A 21,552-nucleotide genomic window follows, 5' to 3' on the forward strand; every position below is an offset into this window, starting at 1 on the left:
GGTTGACACTCTCTTGCGGTTCGCACATAGGTGGAGTTGTGAGGTAGCATCTACCCTTATCTTGATCACCATGGCACGCAATCACGGCTTTTCGAATGCCTCCCGCCTGGCAGCCGATGCTGTGCCTTATCGTTCATCCTCGGGCGGGACCGCCGTCATCGCCCTGGTCAAGGCGACCTTCGTCGTGCCCCAGCCCGGCGCGCCAGCTGTGCTCCAAGACGCGCAGCCCGCCGTGCGCATCAACGAGGTGCTCGTGGACCCCGACGCCCCCTCGCGCGGCGAGGAGAGCAGCATCCGCTATCCGAGCGATATCGGTCTGAAGAAGCCCGGAGCCGATCTCCTCATCGTGGGGGACGCGGTGCCTCGGACGAAGGCCAGGGCCGCGGACGTCGCAGTCCGTGCGAAAGGGCGCACGGTGACGCTGCGCGTCCATGGCGACCGGGCCTTCGTGTGGAGCCCCATGGGCCTGGGCATGAGCGTGGCCGCGATGTTCGAGAGGGCTCCGGTGACGTACGAGCGGGCGTACGGCGGTCGTTCAGCGGACGGCACGCTGGTGGACTGGCGCAATCCGGTGGGGCGGGGTGTACACCGGAACGAGCGCGAGCTCGACGGCAAGCTCGCCCCGTGCATCGAGGACCCCGGCGTCTCTTATCGCGCCGGCCAGGACTATCTGCCGTACGGATTCGGCGCCCTCGCGACCCACTGGACAGAGCGCAAGCGTCACGCCGGGACCTTCGATGCCGGCTGGCAACGCACGCGCATGCCGCTCCCGCCCGAGGACTTTTTGGACGCATTCTTTCACGTCGCACCGCCGGCGCTCCGCTTCGAGGAGCCTTTTTCGCCGGGCGATCCCGTCGCCGTGCTCGGGATGAGCGAGGCGGGATTGTTCAACTTCACGGTCCCGCGGCTCGTCGTGAAGGTCTTCGAGAAACGCGAGGACGGCAAGACCATCGAGCACCGCCCCCGCGCAGACCTGCTCCTCGTGGAGCCTGAACGCTCGACGTTCGAGCTAACATTTCGAGAAGTCCTGCGCGTCGGTCGCGGTCCGGGTCGATTACGGGAGGTGCGCGTCGATGTGGATTGATGGCTCGGGTCCTCAGACCCTCCCGAGTGCGCTCGGCGGCGGCGTCGAGGGGGTCGATTTCCGCAAATTCGTGTTGCTCGTCGCGGCGCACATGGATGCCATCGATATGACCGAGGCCTTCGAGGTCGCGAACGTGGCTCCCGACGTGTGGGCGCGGGCTCAGCCCGTGTGGGAGCGCCGCCTCCTCGACGCGCTCGAGAGCGACGAGGGCACGACGATTGCGGAGATCCACGACGCCGCGCTCGGCGACGGGCTTCTGCGCTGGGAGCGCCGCCTCCCGCCGCTCGACGAAGAGGTGAGCGCGTACATGGCCCTCGAGCGTCACCTCGCGACCCTCGCGGATCCCGCCGCGTGGCTCGCAGCCATTGGCCTGCTCCCGACCGATCTCGTCCGGCTCGCACACCTATGGCGAAGGCGTTTCGCCGAGGACGAGGTGCTGCGCGCGCGGGCCGCCGAGGCTGCCCTGGAGACCTCACCCCCCGTCGCGCGTGTCGTGCGCGGACAGGCGCGCCTGCGACGGGCCCTGCCGCTGGATCGAGAGACGCCATGAGCGAAGTCGTTGCGCTTTTCTGCGACGCATTCGGTGAAAACCGCGTCCTGTCCGTGTCGGGTCGGGAGGCCATGGACGAGTTATCCGTATGGCGCGTGGAGGTCGTCAGCGACGACGGCGAGATCGACGTCGAAGCGCTCCTCGACCAGGAGGCCGCGGTAGGCCTTACCGATTCGGTCGGGAACGTCCGCCAGATCCCGTTGATCGTGGACGAGGCGGCCTACATCGGCATGGAGCGGATAGGGCACCGCTACGAGATCATTCTGAAATCGCGCCTCTCGTCGCTCGTGATACGTCGCGGATACCGCGTCTTTCAGGACAAAACGACGCAAGAGATCGTGGACGAGCTGCTGCGCGCGGCCGGCGCCACCGACGTGAAATGGCGCATCGGCGGGCAATACGCGAAGCGAGCGTACACCGTCCAGTACGGCGAATCCGAGTGGGATTTCCTCGCGCGGCTGCTCGGCGAAGAGGGCATTCACGTCTGGTTCGACGAGCTGGACGAGCGCCCGACGATCCTCTTCGGGGACGGCAACACGTCGCACGACGGGATCGAGGGGGGCGCTTTCTTGCCCTTCGAAGATCCGGGGGGGCTCGTCACGAGCCCGGCGGCGATCACCCATCTCACGGCGATATGGTCCACGACACCGACGAGAGCCCAGGTGCGCGACTATTCGCCCGAGCACCCGGATGTCCTCGTGGAGGGAACGGCGGGGGAGGGCGCGGCGGAATATTACGAGTATCCAGCGCGCCTGTCGATCACCGATTCCGCTGCTCCACGCGCCGCGGTGCGGCTCGAGCAGCTCGCGCGATTCGCGCACCGCCTGGAGGCGAAGAGCAGCAATCTGAGGCTGCGGCCCGGCCGCGTCGTGCAGATCGCAGGCGCGGCGGATGCGTGGTTCGACGGCAAGTTCCTCGTCGTGTCCGTGGAGCACGAGGCGCGCCCGCCGAGCCGCGACGAGGCGGCTGCCCGCGCGTACGCGAACCGGGCCCTCCTGGTGCCCTTCCGAGAGGAGCGCTATTTCCGCCCCGCAATCCCGTCCGCCCGCCCTGCCGTCGACGGCCTCGACACGGCCGTGGTGACGGGTCCCTCCGGCCAGGAAATCCACGTCGATGGCCTCGGGCAAGCGAAGGTGCGTTTCCGCTGGGACCGCTCGGGCATCACCGATGATCGCTCCTCCTGCTGGGTCCGCTCCATCCAGGCCCCGATGTCCAATTCGATGGCCTTGCCGCGCGTGGGCTGGGAGGTACCGATCGCCTACGAGAATGGGGATCCGGATCGACCGCTCTTGCTTGGGCGTGTCTACAACGGTGGCGCGAAGAGCCCTTATCCGCAGCCGGCGCACAAGGCCACGACGACCTTTCAGACCGCCACGTCGCCTTCCGATGGAACGACCCACGAGCTGCGGATGGGCGACGACGCGGGCGCGATGGAGATGTTCGTGCATGCGACGCGCGATCAGACGACGACCGTCGGCGGGAGCAACGAGACGACGGTGGCCTCCAACCGCAGCGACGACGTGAAAAAGAGCCGGGAGACGACCGTCGAGTCAGCGCAGAGCACATCGGTGGGGGGCAATCAATCGGTCACGGTGGGCGCCAACTGCAACGTGGCCGTCACCGGCAGCCGATCGCAAGTCGTCGCTGGAAACGAGGAGATAGGGCTCGTCGGCTCGCAGACCACGCAGGTGGAGGGCACGTACACGGAGCTGATTGGTGGTTTTTATGGCCTCCGTTGCAATGCCTCCAATACCAAGGTGCAAGGAGCGTTCTCGCAGATGATCGGCGGCGCGCTGAGCACCACGTCGGGCCTCGGGACCAACCAGTCCGTCGCGGCGGCGCGCGGCGAGCGGGTGGGCGGGCTGCGCGCGTATACGGCGGCTTCGGTCTATGCCGATACGACGCGCGGGGCGAAGAGCGTCACGGCGGGCGCCGCGACGGACAATGCCGGCACCCACATCGCGTGCGTGGCGACGGCGAGCGGAAGCATCAACGTCGGCGGCGTGGCTGCATTCAACGCTGGAGGGACCCTGGTGGTGGACGCGGCGTCGATCGATTTCCGTGCCGCCAGCCTCACGGCCAACGGCGGATCGATCATGAAGCTCCAGGGCGCGCTGAAGGCGTCGGGGAAGCTCGTGATGGACGGCGCGAAGACCAAGGTGAAGCGAACGACGGAGGTGGAGTGATGGCGGCTCCGTTCCGGCTCTCCGTGAAAGGCGGGCGCGACGATCTGCCGGTCCTGTCCTTCGAGGGGCGCGAGATCATCCACTGGCAGCGCCGTTTCTCGGTACTTGTCGACGCGACGACGGCAGAGAGCCAGGTCGTGCAGATCGATCCCGAAGAGTGGATCGGCAAACCCGCGACGCTCCACCTCGGAGGCACGGGGAGCTCGGATCTGGAGCGCTCGATCGCCGGGATTGTCGAGGAGGTGGGAGCGCGCGGGTTCGGCTACGAGCTGGTCATTGCCGCGGCGACGCACACGCTCGCGCTGTCGCGTGATTTCCGGGTCTTCGTGGAGGAAGACGCCGTGGCGATCGCGACGAAGCTCCTCGAGGAAGCGGGTCTCGAAGTCGACGTGCGGGTCCTCCGGGCCTTGCCGAAGCGGCGCCAATGCGTGCAGTCGTTCGAGACCTCGCTCGATTTCATCCTGCGCATCCTGGCCGACGAGGGCATCGCCCTCTGGATGTCCGGCGATCCCGACGCGGAGAATGTTGTGCTGGGGGATCACGAAAATGCCCCCTCGCCACTTCCGGGCGGCGCCTCGATCCGGTTCATGGCGGACGGAGATGCCGCGCTCGTGGGCGAAGAATGCGTTCTGGCGGCGCGCATCTCGTCGGCGCGCAGCCCCGAGGTGGTGAGCCTCGTGGACTATGACGAGGCAAAACCGGAGCTCGATCAGACGGTGCAGGCGGGCAGCGGCAGCTCCTACGAGCATTTCGAGTATCCCGGCGGCTACCGCGATCCCTCGGTGGGGCGAGAGCTCGCGGGTATTCGCCGGAGCGAGCTTCGGAGCCGTGCGCGCGTGCTGACGGGCCGGACGAGCTCGCGGCGCCTGTGCGTGGGTCACGTCCTCGAGCTGACCGATGCGCCGCGCACCTCGATGAACGGGCGCTGGCTCGTGGTGGAGCTCGAGCACCGGGGCCGCTCTCCGAGAAACGGCGGTTTGGCAGAGCGAACGTATGAAGCCGCCTTCCGCGCTGTGCCTGCGGACCTGGCATATCGGCCTGCGCGGCTCGGGTGTCCGGGGCTCGGCGGCGTGCAGACGATGGACATCACGGGCGCGAGCGGCGCGGAGATCCACACCGATGAGCAGAGCCGCATCAAAGCGAAGTTCCGGTGGGACCGCAGGAGCGCGGCTGACGATCGCGCGAGCGCCTGGATCCGGCCGATGCAGCCGCTGCTCTCGGGAGGCTTTCTTCTGCCGCGCGCGGGCTGGGAGGTGCTCGCGGGTTTCATGTCCGCGCCCACGACGACGGGCGACACGCCGGTCGAGCTCGGCCGCCTTGCGAACGGATCGGCCGTGCCGCCCGAGGCGATGCCCGATCAAAAGGTACGATCGTGCTTCGGGAGCGCGACCACGCCGGGCGGCGGCAGCGCGAACGTGCTGCGAACGGATGATACCGCGGGAAACGAGGGATTTTTACGCAATGCCTCGCGTGATTTCAATGATCGGACCGAGAACGACCGGGTGCTAGAGGTCACGGCGGATGACACGAACGAGGTGGGAGCCAACCACATGGTGACGGTGGGCATCGAGGACAAGGTCGTGGTGCTCGGGGCGCAAACGACGTCGATCGGAGGCAATCGCGAGGTGACCTCGGTGGGCTCGCACAACGTCGCGGCAGCAGCGGAGTCCGTGGTCATCGGCGGCCTGCGCAAGTTCATGGTAGGCGGCGATTACCAGACGAAATGCGCGACGCTGGCGCGCGTCGTCGGAGCGGCGGAGGAAGTGGTTGCAATCCAGGGAATCAACCGCCACGTGACGGGGGCTTCGAGCGTGAGCGTGGGGGGGACCTGGGCCGAGGTCGGCGGGCTCTCGAGCGCGCAGAGCGTCCTCGGTCGGAGCTCGCTCGTGGCGGGCGGAGCGCTCACGGTCCAAGCGAAGAATGCGGTCGTGAACGCGAGTGTGCTCACCGAGAGCTATGCGAGCTATGCAGGAACGGCGGGAGGTGCAATCACGTATGCGTGGGCGTCGGGGCGCGTGAAGGTGGGCGGAGCACTCACGATGAAAGGCGCCGGCGTGCTGTTCAAGGCGACGTCGAAGATCACGATCAAGGCCGGTGGGGTGACGATCACGCTCACGTCGGGGGCCATCAAGGTGAAAGGCAAGGTCGACGGGGGCGCGGCGAGCGTGGTCACCGGAGAACAGGAGATCGGATGAAGGCGAGAGTGCCGGCGACGAGCCGCAAGGGGGAGTCGAAGGTGATCCCCATCCAGCGCGAGCGGCGAGGAGCGCGGTCCTCGCAGAAACGAGCCGGATTGCTGGGGCCGGGCGCGCACATTGGCGAGGTCGAAGCGCGCGAGGGGGGCGGGTATCGCGTGCGCCTCGCATGCGGTCGCGAGGTGACCGTCACTGTGGGGCCGGGTGTGGAAGAGGCGCTCGTGGAAGAAGCAATGCGCGAACGCCGGCCCGTCATCGTGGCGGATGGCGTTGAGGGGGCATGCATCTTCGGTGCGCTCCAGACGCGGGCCGCGCGTGCGCCGCAGCCGGAGCTCGTGCTCGAAGCCGAAAAGCGCCTCGTGCTTCGCGTCGGGCGAGCGCGCGTGGAGCTTCTGGCAGACGGCACGGTGCGCATTTCGGGGCAGGCCGCGACGCTCGACATGCCGCGAGCGATCCGGCTGCTCTCGGCCCTGACCGAGATCCCGTGATCATGAGCACGAACGCTGGCAAGAAAAACGTCGCCCACCGGGGTAGCAATCACGGTTGCGTCACGCCCCCCGTGCCGAGCCTGGTGAGTCCGCCGGCGCCGCCGGCGCCGACGCCGTTCCCCTACGTGGGTCGCTCCGCCAATGCGAAGAAGACCAAGAGCAAGCTCAAGGTCGCTAGCAAGCCAGTGCTCGTGGTGGGCTCGACGATGAAGCTCGATCCGCCGGCGAATCAGCCTGCGCAGACCGGCGGCGGCGATTTGCTGACGCACGCGACGTTCAACATCGGCGTGATGACGAGCGGCTCGAGCGGCTTCAAGGTCTCGGGCAAACCCATCTGCTGCACGGGCGATACCGTGGCCACCAACGTGATGATGGACGAGGCGAGAGCCAGCCAGGCGACGGTGCCGCTGCTGGAAGGCGCGGACATCGATACCACGGTCAAGTCCATCCTGAGAAACGTTCGCCGGGAGGAGAAAAAGAAGAAGGCGCTCCCGGCGCAGCCCGCAAAGCAGCCGAAATGGAAGAGCGATCCGGTCGACGTCGCCACCTGCTACGTCGGCGATCGCGCCGTCGATCTCGAGCTCCCCGGTCCGATCCCTCTCGTATGGGAGCGGCGCTATTCATCGGGATTCGCGAAGGAGCGCACGGCGCTCGGGCGGGGCGGCTGGACGCTCTCGCTCGATCAGCGGCTCGAGCCGGTGGGAGGTTCGTTTCGGCTGCGCAACCGAGATGGGCGCTGGGTCGAGTTCGGGGCGCTCGGCGCGGACCAGGCGACCTTCCATCACGGCGAGCGGCTCACGCTCGAGCGTCGCAGCAAGCGCGAGATCGTCGTGCGCGACCACGTCACACGCCTTTTGCATGTTTTCGCGCCGGGCCCTGGCAGCGCGTGGCTCTTGATGGCAATCGAGACGTCGCGCGGGCAGAGCGTCCGGTTCACGTATGAAGGCGAGCGTCTCGTTCGCGTGGACGACAGCGTGGGTCGCGAGCTCCGCATCACGACCGACGGCGAGGCGCGCATCGTTCGCGTCGAGGTCTGGGCGGCGAATCCCTCGGGGGAAGGGCCAGCGCGCTTGCGGACCCATTTCAGCTACACCTATCATCCGGAGGGTGAGCTCGCGTCGGCCATGGACGCGCTCGGTCACGCGGAGGGATACGTCTATGACGGGCAGCACCGCATGATCGAGCACACGTGGCGGAGCGGCATCACGTTCCGCTACGAATACGACGAAGAGCGCGGCACGTGCATTCGGGCCTGGGGTGACGGAGGGCTGCAGGAGGTGCGGCTCGAGCAGGACGTAGATGCCCGGCAGACGGTCACCCACACGACGGAAGAGCCGCGGCGCTATACCTGGAACGATCAGGGGCTCGTGATCCGCGAGGAGACGCTGGATGGCGCGCTGATCGAGGCGAACGAGTACGACGCCGATCAATACTTGCTGGCGCGCGCCAATGGAGCGGGCCACAAGATCGAGCGCGCGTACGATGAGCGCGGCAACCTCGTCAAGGAGGTCGACCCTGCGGGCAACGTGACGACCTACGAGCATTCGGACGATCTCCTGATCCGCTCAGTCGATCCCGAGGGGAACGAGACCCGCTTTCAGTATGACGCGCACGGCGCGCTGATCGGCCTCACGTCCACGACCGGAGTCACGTTCCGTATCGAACGCGACCGTGAAGGGCGCGCGGTGGCGATCATCGGCCCGGAAGGCGCCCTGGAGCGGCTCGCGTACGACGCTCACCACAACCTCGTGAGCCGTGCATTGCACGGCCGCGGCATCTTCCGCACGACCTACGACGCGCTGGGTCGCCTCGTCGGTGGAATCGATCCAGCGGGCGGACAGACGATCATCGAGAATGACGCGTGCGGTCGCGTGCTCCGCGTGACGTATCCGGACGGCTCGCAGGTCATGTACGAGCGCGATTGCGAGGGGCAGGTGACGCGCTTCATGGATCAGCTCGGCGCCGTGACGCGCTTCGAGTATCAAGGGACCGGCGTGCTGGCACGCACCACCAGCGCGGACGGGCAGTTCTCGCGTTTTCGTTACGATCTGGACGAGCGCCGGACGAGCATCGAGAATCCACGCGCCGAGCGGTACGAGTTCGAGTACGACCGCGTGGGTCGCGTCGTGCGCGAGACGGCGTTCGACGGGAGGACCACCACGTACCGTCGAAACGCGGCGGGCCGTATTTCACGGATTGATTACGCGAACGGCGATTTTCGCGAATTCTCGTACGACGCGCTCGGCAACGTCGTCGAAGATCGCACCGCGGACAGCAAGATCGTCTTCGAGCGCGACGCGCTCGGGAGGATCATGAAAGCCACGTTGTCGGAGTACTCGGGCGACGTGGTGGTGGAGGTGGAGCGGGACGCGTTCGGGCGCATCGTGAAAGAGATCCAGGATGGCCGCCCGATCTTGTTCGAATACGACGCGATGGGGCAGCGCACGGCGCGCACCTTGCCGGACGGCGCGCGCACGGAATACCGCTACGACGAACACGGGGATCTGCTGTCGGCGGCGCACGGGGGCGTGGACGTGCGCATCTTTCGCGATGCGCACGGTCGAGAGCGCGAGCGCAGATTCGGCAGCGATGTCGTTGCGAAGACGGGTTACGATGCGGGCGGGAACGTCATGCAGGTGGACGTCCGCGCGCATCTACGCGCAGGCGAGCCGTCGCCCCGCGCCTCCGTGAGCCGCGTCTACACCCGTGATTCCGCGGGTTTGCCGACATCGATCGAAGACGCCGCATGGGGGCGAACGACGATCGTGCACGACGCGATGAAGCGACTCGTTCGGATGCGCTCGCCCGTACTCACCGAGACCTTCGTGTACGAGACGACGGGATCCGTGCGCGGCGCATCGTCGACGAGCGAGGAAGCTCCGACCGCCTGGCGCATGGGCATGGGCAATCGACTCCTGCGCGCTGGCGGCACGAGCTACGAGGACGACGATCGCGGCGCGCGGATGGAGAAACGGGATGCCGGCGGCGCCTCGACGTATTACGGCTGGGATGCGCGCGGCCGCCTGCGCGAGGTCGTCGCGCCGTACGGCGCGAAGGTGCGCTTTTATTACGACGCTTTCGGGCGTCGCGTGCGCAAGCACGTCATTGCGCCCGTCGCCGGCACGTTCGCGGATGCCCTCGCGCGCATGAAGGAGCGCGGTGATTCTGCATTGCCGTCGGTGCGGGTGGTACGATTTCTTTGGGACGATCATGCCCTCTGCGAGGAGCGGGACAGCGGCCGCGAAGACGGCGCCGGCCGGCGTGTCTTCGTGCACGAACCGGGCACGCTCACGCCTCTCTTGCACGCCGAGCGCGGGGAGGTATTCCTTTGCGTGACCACGCCCATGGGCGTGCCGGCCGAGCTCGTGGATCAACGCGGACGCGTGGCCTGGCGCGCCTTCGCTTCCGCGTGGGGAAGAATCGAAAAGGTGCAGCGCGACTTCGACACCGACGTGGAGAGCCCGTTCCGGTTGCTCGGCCAGTACGCGGATCCCGAGACCGGCCTCGCATACATGCAATTTCGCTATTTCGATCCGGATACGGCTCGATTCTTGAGCTCGGATCCGATCGATCTGATCGGCGGTGACAATCTCTTCGCCTACCCGGGGTCGCCCTTCGCCGTGGTGGATCCGCTGGGCCTCGCGGACGATCCGTGGCATCCCCACACCGCGACGGAGGACGACGTCATCTCGAAAGGCGTTCACTTCAACACGGCCGATCGGAGGGGCAACCCCCTGCCGGAGGTCAAAGTGACGACCGACGCGCAGGGGAACATCGTCTTTCAGGGCGCATTCAATCCCGACGGCGCGCACGAGGAGCGGCAGCGCGACAGGGCTGTGCAGCTCTCGGAAGAGAAGTTCAAATCGGACGCGACGTGGCGGTTGCGCCTGCAGAAAGCCGCGCGTGAGGCGAAGGAGAGCCTGTTCAAGAACTTCAATCGCAAGGACCGCGCGCAGGAGGCAAAGAAGGTCGAGCGCGCGATCCGGAACATCACCAAGTGCAAGAGGGCGTGATGGACGAGCGAGACGCACGGCGAGCAGCCTTCCATTCGGCGCCCCTCTGGAGGCTCCGGCGGCGCATCGATGATCCGAAGGCGCCGCGCGCACTGCACGATTGTCTGTTGAACGCCCGTCTGGAGGATTGGTTCCGCGAATGCCGCCTCGGTCCGGTCGGGATTGGCAGTGCGGTCTCCGAGGCCCTCGAGGTGATCGGGCAACCCCGCGCTCGATGCTCGGACCTCTTCTATCCCGGGTTGACATTGCTCGTCGCTGCGGATCGCGACACCCTCGCCGGGTTTCGCCTGGCGCTGCGCGAGGAAGAGCCCCTGATCCCCTTCGTCGACCTGGAGAGGTGGAGAGCCATTTCCAAGGAGGAAGCGGAGCGCTCTTTCGGCCTCGAGCTCACCGATGTCTCCTCCTACGACAATTCGACCACCTGGGGACGCTCGGAGGCGACGTCCGTCGGCGTCGTCAAGCAACAGATCCTCTTCGACGAGAACGGACACGCGGCAGAGGTCGAGGTGGTTGCTCCGGACTTTCTCGACCTCAGCGACGATGCCTTTCACGAGCACGCTCGCAAGCGGCTGCCCGAGTTCTTGAAGGCAGCCTTGCTCGAGGAATGGGTTCGCGAACGGAAGCTCGGGCCGATCGCGCTCGGCGCACCCTCCCTCGAGGCCTCGACCCTCTTCGGCAGCGCCGAGCAGGGGCGTCCGTCCTTGCATTATCCCGGATTGCTGGTGAAGCTCACGGCGGATCGAGCGCGTGTGCGGGGATTCTCCGTCGCTCTGCGAGAGGATCGGCAACTCGTCCTGTTCGCGGATCTCGAGAAATGGCGCTCGATGTCCATCGAGGACGCCCAGCGCTCCTTCGGGCTCATCCGGAAGGATTGGCCGACGCCGCACGGCATCTCCACGCTGGAGCTCGAAACGCCGAGCGAGGTCGGCTTCGTTCGGCTCGTGCTCTTTTTCTCGTGGTATCGACGGCGTTCTCGCCTGGAGAGCATCCACGTCTCCGTGAAGGAGCGGCGCGTCCCGCCTGGAATGGCTGCCCCACCCATTTCTTCGCCTCCCGAACGAATGAACACGTATCTGCCCAGGGTCTACGAACCACCGCAGAGTCCGACGGGAGAGCGTCTGCTCGACTGGCTCTTGGAGGGGCGGCTCGGCCCGCTGCCGGTCGGGAGCCGGCTCGATGACGTGATCAAATTCTTTGGAGAGCCCTGGTCCCGTTCCTCCCCGGGCATCGATCCCCCCATTCTCAAGTATCCCGCGCTCGAGGTCTTCGCCTCGTCGGATCACGCGCATCTCGCGGGATTCCATATCGAGCCGGGCGACGTCGAGGAGGCCGTGCCCTACGACGATCTCGAATTATGGCAATGCATGTCGGTCGAGGACGCCGAGAAGCTGATCGGGCAAGGATGGGAGCGGAGCGTGCTGGAACACGGCGGCAAGGAATCCATCATCCTCTCTCGCTGGTTGCCGAGCCCGCTCGGAAGGATGCGGCGATCGATCCACTTCGAAGACGACATCGTCACAGCCGTCGGGCTACTCGCCGGTCAGTCTGGACCCTCCACGAACGATGAGGACAACTCACCATGAGGACCGTGGAGATGCGCGTCGAGGGTGTGACCTACCCCGCCGCGAGGCTCGTCCTCGACACCGCCGTGGGCGAGGCGCATCGCGCGCGCATTCGCCTTTTCCTGCAAACGCCGCAGGATCCTCGCGCCTGGCTCGATAGCCCCGCCGCGGTGCGTATCCGGGGGCCACACGGCGAGCGCACGATGCACGGTTTCATCGCGCAGATCTCCGCGGTCGCGAGCGCCGATCCGGGGGCCGCTCGAGAATGCGAGGTGCTCCTCACTTCGCATTGCCAGAGGCTCGAGCTGCGCCATCGCTCCCGCGTTTTTCGCCGCAAGACGGTGCCGCAGATCATCGAGCAGGTGCTCGCCGACGTCGGGGTCACCGGAGAGCAGTTCGGCAAGGAGCTGCTGGAGGAGCACGCCGAGCGCGAGCACACCGTGCAGTACGACGAGACGGATGCGGCTTTCGTGCGGCGCCTCTGCGAGCGCGAGGGGCTCTGGTTTCGCCATGACGAGCAGGATGGATTCGATAGGTTCGTCCTGTGCGACTCCTCCACGACGACGGACGAAGCGCCCGGCGGCGCTGTGCGGCTCGTCGATACCCACGCCCTCGGCGCGGAAGACCGCATTGCGTGGAGCGCGAGCGCGCGGCGCAAGCGCCGGCCGGGCAAGGTCGTCGTGCGCGATTACAACGTGGCCAATCCCCGCGTGCAGCTCGAAGGAAAGTGCGAGGATGGGCTCGACACGGAGAGGGCGATCGAGGTCTACGCGGCGCCTGCGGGGTTTCTGGACGAGGCGGGAGGTGAGCTGCGGGCGCGCCTGCTTGCGGAAAGCTTGCGCGCGGATGCCTCGACCATCGTCCTGGAGACATCGGCGCTCGACATCGCGGCGGGCAAGTTCTTCGAGATCCAGAGCGATCTCGCGACGGGCACGGCGATTCCCGAGGGAAAATACTTCGCCACACGGACACACCTCGAATGGACGGCAGGGGAGGGGCGCTTCACCGCGCGCGTGTGGGCCATTCCGCGTGATCGTGTCTATCGGCTCCCGCACGTCACGCCGCGTCCGCGCATCCACGGCGTTCAGCCGGCGTTCGTGACGTGTGCTCCGGGCGAGGAGATTCACACCGACGAGCTCGGACGCGTGCACGTGCGATTCTCGTGGGACCGCGAGGCCCCGAACGATCACACGGCCAGCCTGCCGATCCGCGTGATGCAGCCGAACATGCCGGGCTCCATGCTCGTTCCGCGCGTCGGCTGGGAGGTGCAGGTCGCCTTCGAGGACGGGGATCCCGAGCGACCCTACGTGCTCGGGCGGGTCTACAATGGCCGGAATTTACCGCCGTTTCCGCTCCCCGCGAACAAGACCATCACGACCATTGGCACGGCCAGCTCCCCTGGGGGAGGCCAGACGAACATGGTGCGGTTCGACGACGGCGCCGGGCGCCAGCACCTCGTATGGACGGCCGGCTTCGGGATGACGACGACCGTCGCGAACGACATGCTCAATCAGACGGTGGGCTTCGAATCGGTCCACGTGAAGGGGAACCAGAGCTTTACCATCGGCGGCCATCAGACGATTTCCGTGCAGAATGCAGCCCTCGTCGGTGCGGCGTCGCAATCGCTCACCGTCGGCGGCAACCAGACCATCACGATCAAGGCGACGGGCTCGACGACGGTCGCGTCGGAGTCGGTCGCCATCGGCGGTGCGCTCATCGAGCTCGTGGGCAATCCCAAGGATGGGCTCGCCAGCTTCGCCGAGTCGGCCGCGCTCGCGGGCGTCGGGAGCATCCCGGTGGTGGGCGCGGCGCTGACCCGTGGCTACAACATCGGGAAGGCGCTCGGGCAAGGCTATGCGCGCGGCGGAATGGAGGGGCTGCTGCAAGCCGCCGGGCAGACGGCGATCAACGAAATCGCTAGCGCGATCCCCGGCGGGGATGCAATCGTCGCCGCAGCTGACCCGATGGGATTGACCCCATGGTCGCAGCGCGCGCAGGATCGCTGCGGGGCGCAGGCGGCAGGCGGCGGTTCGGGCGGTTCGAGCGGAAGCGGCGCGGACGGGGCAGCTGCGGCCGCAGGCCACCGCAATACCCTCGTGGACGGCGTGATGACGGAGTCCATCGGAGCGCTGCTCGGGATGCAGACGCCCAGCACGATCAACTGGACCACCCTCGGAGCGTCGACGTTTGCCATTGGTGGCAGCCACACGACGAGCGCGGTGCGCATCAGCAGGCTCACGGCAGGCGCGTCGCGCGACACGTCGGCGACCATTGCCGTCACCGCCGCGCAGGCCATCGGGCGCAACGTGACCGGAGCGCACACGCGGCGCGTCGCGGGCGCCTACACCGCCAATGCGGGCGCGGGCTTTCTATTACAGGCCAAGGGGTCGATGTCCATTCAAGTCGGGGGCCCGGCGACGCTCGAGGGGAGCAAGGTCGTATTCGAGGTTCCGGGCGCGAGCGTGATCGTGCACGGCAGCGGGGTCACGCTCGCGGCAGCGAGCATCACGATCAACGGCAAGACCGTGAAGAGCGGCAAGGAGAGCGTGGGATGACCGATCTCGCCATCGTCGCGTCCGCGCTCGTCAGCCCACTCGGTCGAACGGCGGAGGAGCACGCATTCCTTCTGCGTGCTGAAGCGGCGCCGCTGGCAACGGGAGCCTTCGTCGACGACGACGAGACATTCCTCCCGGTCTTCTCGTGCCCATGGATCGGCGCGGATCGCCCCCTGAGCTCGCGGCTCCGCATCCTGGGCCTCCAGGCCGCGAGCACGGCGCTCCGCGGCGTGCCGGACGAAGTGCGGCCCTCCCGTGTCCTGCTCGTCCACGCGGCGGACCGTCCTGGTTTTCGAGAGAGCGACGTCGCTCCGCTGCGATCCACATTGAAGGCCGCGGTGCGCAATCCCGACATCGTCACATTCCGCGGCGACGCGGGGACCATGTCCGCGCTCGAAGCCGCGAGAGCCGAGCTTCGGTCCGAAGGCTCCGTGCTGGTACTCGCGGTGGATTCGTACGTGGCGCTTCGCGCGATCGATGCATGGTCCGCGTCTCGCTTCGATCCATGGGGAGCGAATCTCGGTCCGATCGGCGAGGCCGCAGTGGCGTTCGTGCTGGTGACGCGAGAGCGCGCCCACAGGCTCGGATTGTCCACGGAGGGCACCTTCGTGCACGCGGCGACCACGAGCGGGAGCGCGCGTGACGACAACGACGTCGACGAAGACGGCGCGGCGCTTTCGTCGCTTCTCGCAAATCTGCCCATGAATGGGGGGCGTTTTGGTCTGGCGCTTGGTCCGGCCGACGTCGATCCGCTCCGGCGGCGCGAGTGGGAGCTCGCATTCGCGCGGCAGAACGCTCGTTTCGAGATCGATGCAGAGGTCGTGAGCGCAGAGAGCGTCCTCGGGCGCGTGGGGGCGGCTTCCGGCGCGCTGCACCTCGCCCTCGGCGCCGCGATGCGAAAGCATGCGGCATACCGGGTCGATCGGGCCTCGCCGCCTCGCGGTGAGCACGCGCTCGCGTGGGCGACGTCTCCCGATGGTTTGCGGGGTGTCGCCGTCGTTCGGGGGGGCTCGTGAAAGCGGCGCCTCGCATGGCCTCTCGCGAGCCACGGCTGTGGACGCCCGCTCCGTTGCTTTCGAGCATTGAAGTCGCCGAGCCTGCGCTCGCGCCGGCGCCTCCGTCCGAGGGGCTTCGCGTGAAAATCGTGGCCGATCGGGCGGCGTCCGTGCGGCTCCGCGAAGTGCGCCAGTTTCAAATCGCCGGTTGCCTCGAGCGCGCCGAAGTCCTCGCCCGTGATCGCTATGAAGGCCCGATGGATCAGCGCGACGAGGTCGAGCGCCGCTTGCTTGCGCAAATCGATGCGGCAGCGGTTCTCGGTATGCGCGTCCCCGATATTCTGGCGTTCTGGGAAGGGAACGATCCCGACCCCGAGGTGGCGTGGTGCACGGCATTCTTGCTCGCCTCGTGGGACGAGCCCGGCGCGCGACCGGCGCTCTCGACGTGGCTGCAATCGCTGCGCGAGGCGCCTTTCTCCGCGTGGCTCGCGGCGACCGATGCGCTCTCGGCATCGTCGCACCCAGAGCTCTTCGATATGCTCGCCGAATCGCGAACGAGCTCCTCCAGCATCCTGCGTGCGACGGCGATCGACGTGCTCTCGCAACGCCAGATCTCACCGAAAGGCGCGGGCATACCCATACCTGGGACCGACCCGTACCTCATGCTGGCGGCGCTTCGTGCGGCCACCCGCTCCCCTGACATCGCTCCCCAGCCGTTGCTCGACGCCCCATTCCTCGTTGCGACGGACCCGGACATCCTGCGGGAAGAGGCGCGCACGCGCCTCATCCTCGGCGACCTCCGGCCGGTGACGAACCTCCATGCTCGGGTCGACGATATGCCGGAGAGCGCCGCTTCTCTCGCGGTGGAGAACCTTGCGCTCGCCGGCGACGAGTCGCTCGTGGGGGCCGCGCAGGCGTTGATTGCGCGGCTCCCGACCTCGGAGGCGCTCATCGAAGCGCTCGGACGGTTCGGCGTGCCGGAGCTGCTCCACGGCGCATTGCGCGCTCTCGAGGAGCCGGAGCTGGCGGCGACCGCGTGGGAAGCGCTCGTCACGGCATTCGGCGCGCAGGTCCCTGAAACGGAGCCCGATCCGCACGGGGCGTGGAAGAAGGTGCTCGCGCGGTTCGCCGAGAGAGGCGGCCGTCATCGCGGCGGCCTGCCATGGTCGCCGGAAGCTGCGGTCGCCGAGGCTCGACGACCGGAGCACTCGGTGCGAGCGAGGCGCGTGCGGCTCGACGAGATTGCGGCGCGTACGGGCAGCCGATTGGCGGGCGATCCCGCGCGCTGGGGTGCGCTCGGGCAGGATGTGTGGCGCAACCTCCCGAGGGGCCTGCGCCGCGACTGACATCGTGGAGACGATCATGCCGAAAGAGACCGCGACGATCCCGCTCTCCGCATTCGCCAAGGTTCACGCCGCGCGCTCTGCCGGGCACTCGCTCGCACGCGCGCTCTCGTGGGCGGAGGTCGCGCCCGAGCAGTGGTCCGCGGCAGAGGCTGCCTGGAATGAACGCCTCGTGGAGAGCGCAGCGGGCGATTGCTCCCTACTCGTCGCCTACGACACGCACGTGCTTCGCGTGGCGGATTTGCTTGCCCCACGGATCGAGCCGCTCGAGAGCGACATCGTGGCATGGACGCAGTTTTCCCGTCACCTCGCTGCCGCGGTGGATCCCGACGTGTTCCTCGCGGCGTGCGGCATCCAAATGGCCGATGTCATGCGGCTGCAACGTGCATGGGCCGGGAAACGGGGCGCCGATCCCTCTCTCGCAACCCAGGCTCTCCAGGCTGCGCACGCGCCGCTCGAGCCCGTCCCGGCGCTGCGCGTGGAGCCGCGGGTCATTGGTGACGATGTGCGCCAGGGGGCGGTGACTCCCTCCCAGGCGAGGCCTCCGGCGGATCAACGTCGGACGCCCGTCCCGCCGGTATTCGATCCGAATAGCGCACGAGCAGCGCACGAAGTCTCGGCCCCACCGCCGCTCGTAAAGGCAATCCCTGTGGTGGCTCCGGCGCCTCCGAGCCTGGAAACGACCCTGACCCTCACGGGGTCGTTCGTCGCTGCGGACGTGCACCGAAGGAATCCCTTGCCCTTCGACCCAGCCGCTCCGTCCGCAATTTCGCGCGTGGAGGAGAAAAAGCAGGAGCCGGGCGACATGCGTTCGGGTGCGAACAAGACGACCGAATTCACGGAAGTGGATCGATTGAACGAGGCGCTGCGGGAACCGGTGCCTTTCCGTCGCCCGGCACAGGGCCCGCAGGCAGCCCCACGGATCGTGTTCTCGGCCGAGGCCCATGCGTTGCCGAACAAGCCGCCTCCGGCGGGCGCGCAGAACCCGGCGCCCGCTCACCGCGACCCCTTGGAGAGCACGGTGGATCTGTCGACCGTCTTGGACCCGATGAGAGGGGAAAAGCCAGCCACGCCCTTCGAGCGGCCTGGGGCCGGCAAGCCGATGCCGGTGCCCGCCGCGCAGCCCGGTTCGAGCACCCCACCCAATACGCCGACATTGACGCTCGAACGATATGCATCCCTCTGCGTCGAGCTCACTGCAGCGCCGGGGCACGCGCAGGCGGTTGCGTGGCGGTACGGGCTCACGCATGAGCAGTGGAAGAAAGTCAATGCCTACTGGCAAGGGCGCATGGCGAGCGAGCCGGACGTGCGGGCTGCGTGGGAGAGGGCGTGTGTGACGTATCGGGATTGGCTCATGCGCAGGTGAGCCCCGGCAACCCCGCGGCCGACGACGTGAACTCTTCGTGCCGATGGAGCACTGGGGGGTCGAGGAGGAGAGGGCGCCGCCGGCGATCGCGCCGAAGGGTGGCACGAGCGTACCGAGGGCGGCGAAGAGATTCGCCCGGCACCCGTTGAGAGGCAAGCTCCCATCGTGGCTGCTGCGCCGCCGCCGGCGGTGCAACTCGACCAGACAAATGCCTGTGCAGTTCGTCATGCCCGGCCCTCCGCTGCTGTTTCAGGCAGCAGCGCATGAGTGGACCGGCCCTCCGCGCGAGTGGCGCGTAACGCGCGGCGCGGGCTCTCTCGGCCACATCCGCCCTCGGAGAAACCGTCTTACGCCCTTCGAGCGGCCATCACCGAGCGCTCCGGCGTCTTCGCCAGCCGAATCTCCGTCGGCGCCGCAACCGTCGACGAATGCGGGGCAGGCGCCTTCACCGCTGACGTTCGAGCAATACGTGTCGCTTTGCGTGGAGTTCGAGGCTGCGCCCGCACAGGCCCCCGAGATCACGTCGAGATACGGACTCACGCGGGGGAGACGTTGTGTGACGTTCGGGCGAGTCTGCTGGAACTGACCGGAATCATTGGGGGTTGTTCCTGCTGGGTGGCCCCGTCGTCCCTCTGAAGTCCGCTAAATTTCGCCGGCGTTCGTGATGTCTGGGCACGATTTGGGGCACGGTCGGGGGACCCTGAGCGGGGGTGTTGGCGTAGATGAAGTGTAGGTGCGTCAGTGGCGTCTCGATGAATGACGACCCGACCCCCGAAGTTCAGATCCGCTTGGCCGACCCGCTTGGGATCCGATTGGGCGGTCTTTGACACGCGCCTTCGAGCTCCCTGGGCCGAAGGCCCGGTGATGGTCCGATTCCGTGCCCGCAGCGCTGGCAGCGCCGTCGGGTGCGCGTTGAATGCAGGAATGGCGGCGCGGATTCACGAGGAGCAGGAAAGTTACGCTCGGGTCGTCCGGCGGGAGGTCGAGAGGGCGCGAAATCGTGACGGGTGGACTGATTCCGGAGGCGCAGGGCGCACGGGACGCGGACGGGTCCCTCGCGCCTCGGGGATCGGGGGACGCGAGGCCCTTTCGGGTCCCTTGCGCCCCGAGGCGAGGGGCAGGCGTGGCGTCGACGGGGAGCGTGCTTCGCGGGGCGCCGGCGCAGCGACACCCGTCCGCCGGTTCATAACCGGAAGGAATGCCCCGCAGCGGACATGAGGATGATGAGGTGCGTAGAGGAGCGCGCGGCGCGCAAGACGAATTCCAGGAACATGGAGTGCCCGCCGAGGCTTACAAGAGGAGACAGAGGTTCGGGCGAAGGGCAGCCACGTCAATGGCAAAAAGGGTGCCGCCCGCCCGCGCCGCGCCGCGCCGTTCGGGAGACGCGTCATCCAGCAGTGCGTCCTTTTCGGTTCGCATTGGAAGACATGCGAAGCAGCTACCCATGGCGCGCGCCCATATAAGGAGAAGTGCTGGCGTACTCGTGTTCGCACTTTCGACGTCCGAAAGATAAGTGTTGACATCGAATCCCAAATCCATGATAAGGTGCACGGGCGTCCGGGGACTCCTTGAGTATTCTTAGAACGGCCGATCCCCGGCGTTGACGCCGGGAGACGTCTGCGCGCCCCGTGAGCGCGACGTCGAGCATAGCAGGCAGTCGAGAAGCGCCGCGAGCGCCCTGGATCCAGGGAGGCGGACGCAGGAATACTCCGGTATTCCGCGGACGACGACCGACGATCCAGGGCGCGCAGCACGTTCATCGACTGCCTGCTGGTGCAACCGAAGGTACCCGTGCCGGAGGAATGCGGTTCGTGGCGAGCTTTTATGCCATTCATTCCGTCGCCGATTCGCTGGCGTCGTACCTGAGGTACGCGTATCAGGCGGATCAGGCGAAGCCCGAGCACTCGTCGCTCCTGCCGAGCTGCGATTTCGCCGTCCTGTCGAGCGGTGAAATGGGCGATGTGGGCGAAGGCGAAGACGCGCCCGTCAAGCCGCGGGTGTCGCTCTACATGTACCGAGCGACGGTCAACGAGCACCTCAGAAATCAGCCGCTCGGAGCGAGGCCCTCCGACGCGCCGCCCCCGCTCGCGCTCGATCTGCATTTCCTACTCACGGTGTGGTCCGACAAGGTCGAGGACGAGCTCAGGATCATGGGGTGGACGATGCTGAAGCTGCACACCCACCAGATCCTCGGCGCCTCCGATCTCACGGAGGAAGGCAAATTCGGGCCGGACGAGGTCATCCACGTGATCCCCGCCGAGCTCTCGAACGAAGATCTGATGCGCATCTGGGACGCGATCCGGCGCCCCTACTGCCTCAGCGCCTCGTACATCGCGCGCGTCGTGCGCCTCGAGGATCTCGGAACGTACGATCCGGCCAAACCCGTCCTCGCGCGGCGCTTCGAGGTCCAGGGCAAGGGAGGTGGCTCGTGATCGTCGAGCTCGTCGACGACCGCGTGCTCGGCGCGATCCGCTTCCTCGATGCGGAGACGGGATTGCCGATCCTGAGTCCTCTCTCCGTCGCCGGGGAGGGAATACGCTTCGTCGCGAATCGCTCGGGCATGTTCGTGATCACCCGCGCGCGCACGGGCGCCGCGAGCATCGATGCCGAGCTCGCGGCGTTCACGGGCTCCTTTCAAGCGCCGCCCGGCGCGCCGGCGCATGGATCCGTCGCGCTCGAGTTCACGGTCGCCGATCCCGGCGGGCGGTACCTCTCGCGTGTCGGCACCGTGCACCTGCCGCGCAGCCAATCGAATGCCGCGTTTTCGCCCGTCGAGTACCTCCTCTATCCATCCCCCATCGCGCGCCCCGTCGCGGTGACGACGAGCGTGCGGCTGTCGATCTCGTACGACGACGGGGAGAAGGTCGCGGGCGCGATCGTGGAGGTCTCCGTGCCCGTCGACGAAAACGTCACGCGTGTCGGCCGCGGCTTGTCCGACGCGCGCGGCGAGGCGATCGTCTTCGTGCCGCGTATCCCCGTCGTCCGATGGGGAGAGGACACGAGCGGGGCCGTCGCGACGGCTCCTTTCGAGGGAGAGGCGCGCGTCTACCTCGCGAAGGCGGGCTACGCGCCGCTTTATCCCGACGAGCGCGACGAGAACAACGCGACGCTCGCTTGGCAGGGGGCCATCGAGCTCGTCTCGGGTCGAGAGCACCGGCTCGATCCCATTACCATTTCGACGAACCCACCTACACCTTGATCCATCCTCGAAGGAG

13 protein-coding genes are annotated in these 21,552 nt (G+C 67.4%); all 13 read left to right on the forward strand.

Annotated elements, in window-relative coordinates; translation table 11 throughout:
- Positions 1 to 70 precede the first annotated feature (70 nt).
- Complete coding sequence (locus KEG38_RS17085) at positions 71 to 1,084, forward strand: DUF2169 family type VI secretion system accessory protein (RefSeq protein ID WP_272420635.1); 1,014 nt, start codon at positions 71 to 73, stop codon at positions 1,082 to 1,084.
- Complete coding sequence (locus KEG38_RS17090; protein WP_272420637.1) at positions 1,074 to 1,634, forward strand: hypothetical protein; 561 nt, start codon at positions 1,074 to 1,076, stop codon at positions 1,632 to 1,634. Before KEG38_RS17085 ends, KEG38_RS17090 begins: the two co-directional genes overlap by 11 nt.
- Entirely contained in the window at positions 1,631 to 3,820 is a 2,190-nt protein-coding gene (locus KEG38_RS17095) for a type VI secretion system Vgr family protein (RefSeq protein ID WP_272420639.1), read from the forward strand. The genes KEG38_RS17090 and KEG38_RS17095 overlap by 4 nt, the downstream gene beginning before the upstream one ends.
- Positions 3,820 to 6,015 (forward strand): type VI secretion system Vgr family protein, encoded by a 2,196-nt coding sequence (locus KEG38_RS17100; RefSeq protein WP_272420641.1) that lies wholly within the window; start codon positions 3,820 to 3,822, stop codon positions 6,013 to 6,015. The genes KEG38_RS17095 and KEG38_RS17100 overlap by 1 nt, the downstream gene beginning before the upstream one ends.
- On the forward strand, positions 6,012 to 6,503 hold the full coding sequence (locus tag KEG38_RS17105) for a hypothetical protein (protein ID WP_272420643.1): 492 nt from the start codon (positions 6,012 to 6,014) through the stop codon (positions 6,501 to 6,503). The genes KEG38_RS17100 and KEG38_RS17105 overlap by 4 nt, the downstream gene beginning before the upstream one ends.
- Before the next feature lie 2 nt (positions 6,504 to 6,505).
- Positions 6,506 to 10,516 carry an RHS repeat-associated core domain-containing protein gene (locus tag KEG38_RS17110; protein ID WP_272420645.1) on the forward strand — a complete coding sequence of 1,337 codons (4,011 nt, stop codon included), beginning with the start codon at positions 6,506 to 6,508 and terminating at the stop codon, positions 10,514 to 10,516.
- The gene (locus KEG38_RS17115) at positions 10,516 to 12,099 is read left to right on the forward strand and encodes a hypothetical protein (RefSeq protein ID WP_272420647.1); all 1,584 of its coding nucleotides are present in this window, start codon (positions 10,516 to 10,518) and stop codon (positions 12,097 to 12,099) included. Before KEG38_RS17110 ends, KEG38_RS17115 begins: the two co-directional genes overlap by 1 nt.
- A complete protein-coding gene (gene tssI / locus KEG38_RS17120) occupies positions 12,096 to 14,633 on the forward strand; it encodes a type VI secretion system tip protein TssI/VgrG (protein WP_272420650.1) in 2,538 nt (845 codons plus the stop codon). The genes KEG38_RS17115 and tssI overlap by 4 nt, the downstream gene beginning before the upstream one ends.
- Positions 14,630 to 15,649: a hypothetical protein gene (locus tag KEG38_RS17125; RefSeq protein ID WP_272420652.1), complete on the forward strand. Its 1,020-nt coding sequence runs from the start codon at positions 14,630 to 14,632 to the stop codon at positions 15,647 to 15,649. The genes tssI and KEG38_RS17125 overlap by 4 nt, the downstream gene beginning before the upstream one ends.
- A 53-nt stretch (positions 15,650 to 15,702) precedes the next feature.
- Positions 15,703 to 16,974 carry a hypothetical protein gene (locus tag KEG38_RS17130; protein ID WP_272420654.1) on the forward strand — a complete coding sequence of 424 codons (1,272 nt, stop codon included), beginning with the start codon at positions 15,703 to 15,705 and terminating at the stop codon, positions 16,972 to 16,974.
- A gap of 16 nt (positions 16,975 to 16,990) precedes the next feature.
- Positions 16,991 to 18,337: a hypothetical protein gene (locus tag KEG38_RS17135; protein ID WP_272420655.1), complete on the forward strand. Its 1,347-nt coding sequence runs from the start codon at positions 16,991 to 16,993 to the stop codon at positions 18,335 to 18,337.
- A 1,811-nt stretch (positions 18,338 to 20,148) separates the two neighbouring features.
- Entirely contained in the window at positions 20,149 to 20,769 is a 621-nt protein-coding gene (locus tag KEG38_RS17140) for a Pvc16 family protein (protein WP_272420657.1), read from the forward strand.
- Positions 20,766 to 21,536 (forward strand): hypothetical protein, encoded by a 771-nt coding sequence (locus KEG38_RS17145; protein WP_272420658.1) that lies wholly within the window; start codon positions 20,766 to 20,768, stop codon positions 21,534 to 21,536. The genes KEG38_RS17140 and KEG38_RS17145 overlap by 4 nt, the downstream gene beginning before the upstream one ends.
- Positions 21,537 to 21,552: the final 16 nt, after the last annotated feature.

Origin of the sequence: Polyangium jinanense (assembly GCF_028435265.1) — a bacterium.
In the GTDB taxonomy this organism is placed as follows: Bacteria; Myxococcota_A; Polyangia; order Polyangiales; family Polyangiaceae; genus Polyangium; species Polyangium jinanense.

Coding starts and splice junctions, on each gene's coding strand:
- KEG38_RS17085 (WP_272420635.1), top strand. CDS start 71: ATGGCACGCAATCACGGCTTTTCGAATGCCTCCCGCCTGGCAGCCGAT.
- KEG38_RS17090 (WP_272420637.1), top strand. CDS start 1,074: ATGTGGATTGATGGCTCGGGTCCTCAGACCCTCCCGAGTGCGCTCGGC.
- KEG38_RS17095 (WP_272420639.1), top strand. CDS start 1,631: ATGAGCGAAGTCGTTGCGCTTTTCTGCGACGCATTCGGTGAAAACCGC.
- KEG38_RS17100 (WP_272420641.1), top strand. CDS start 3,820: ATGGCGGCTCCGTTCCGGCTCTCCGTGAAAGGCGGGCGCGACGATCTG.
- KEG38_RS17105 (WP_272420643.1), top strand. CDS start 6,012: ATGAAGGCGAGAGTGCCGGCGACGAGCCGCAAGGGGGAGTCGAAGGTG.
- KEG38_RS17110 (WP_272420645.1), top strand. CDS start 6,506: ATGAGCACGAACGCTGGCAAGAAAAACGTCGCCCACCGGGGTAGCAAT.
- KEG38_RS17115 (WP_272420647.1), top strand. CDS start 10,516: ATGGACGAGCGAGACGCACGGCGAGCAGCCTTCCATTCGGCGCCCCTC.
- tssI (WP_272420650.1), top strand. CDS start 12,096: ATGAGGACCGTGGAGATGCGCGTCGAGGGTGTGACCTACCCCGCCGCG.
- KEG38_RS17125 (WP_272420652.1), top strand. CDS start 14,630: ATGACCGATCTCGCCATCGTCGCGTCCGCGCTCGTCAGCCCACTCGGT.
- KEG38_RS17135 (WP_272420655.1), top strand. CDS start 16,991: ATGCCGAAAGAGACCGCGACGATCCCGCTCTCCGCATTCGCCAAGGTT.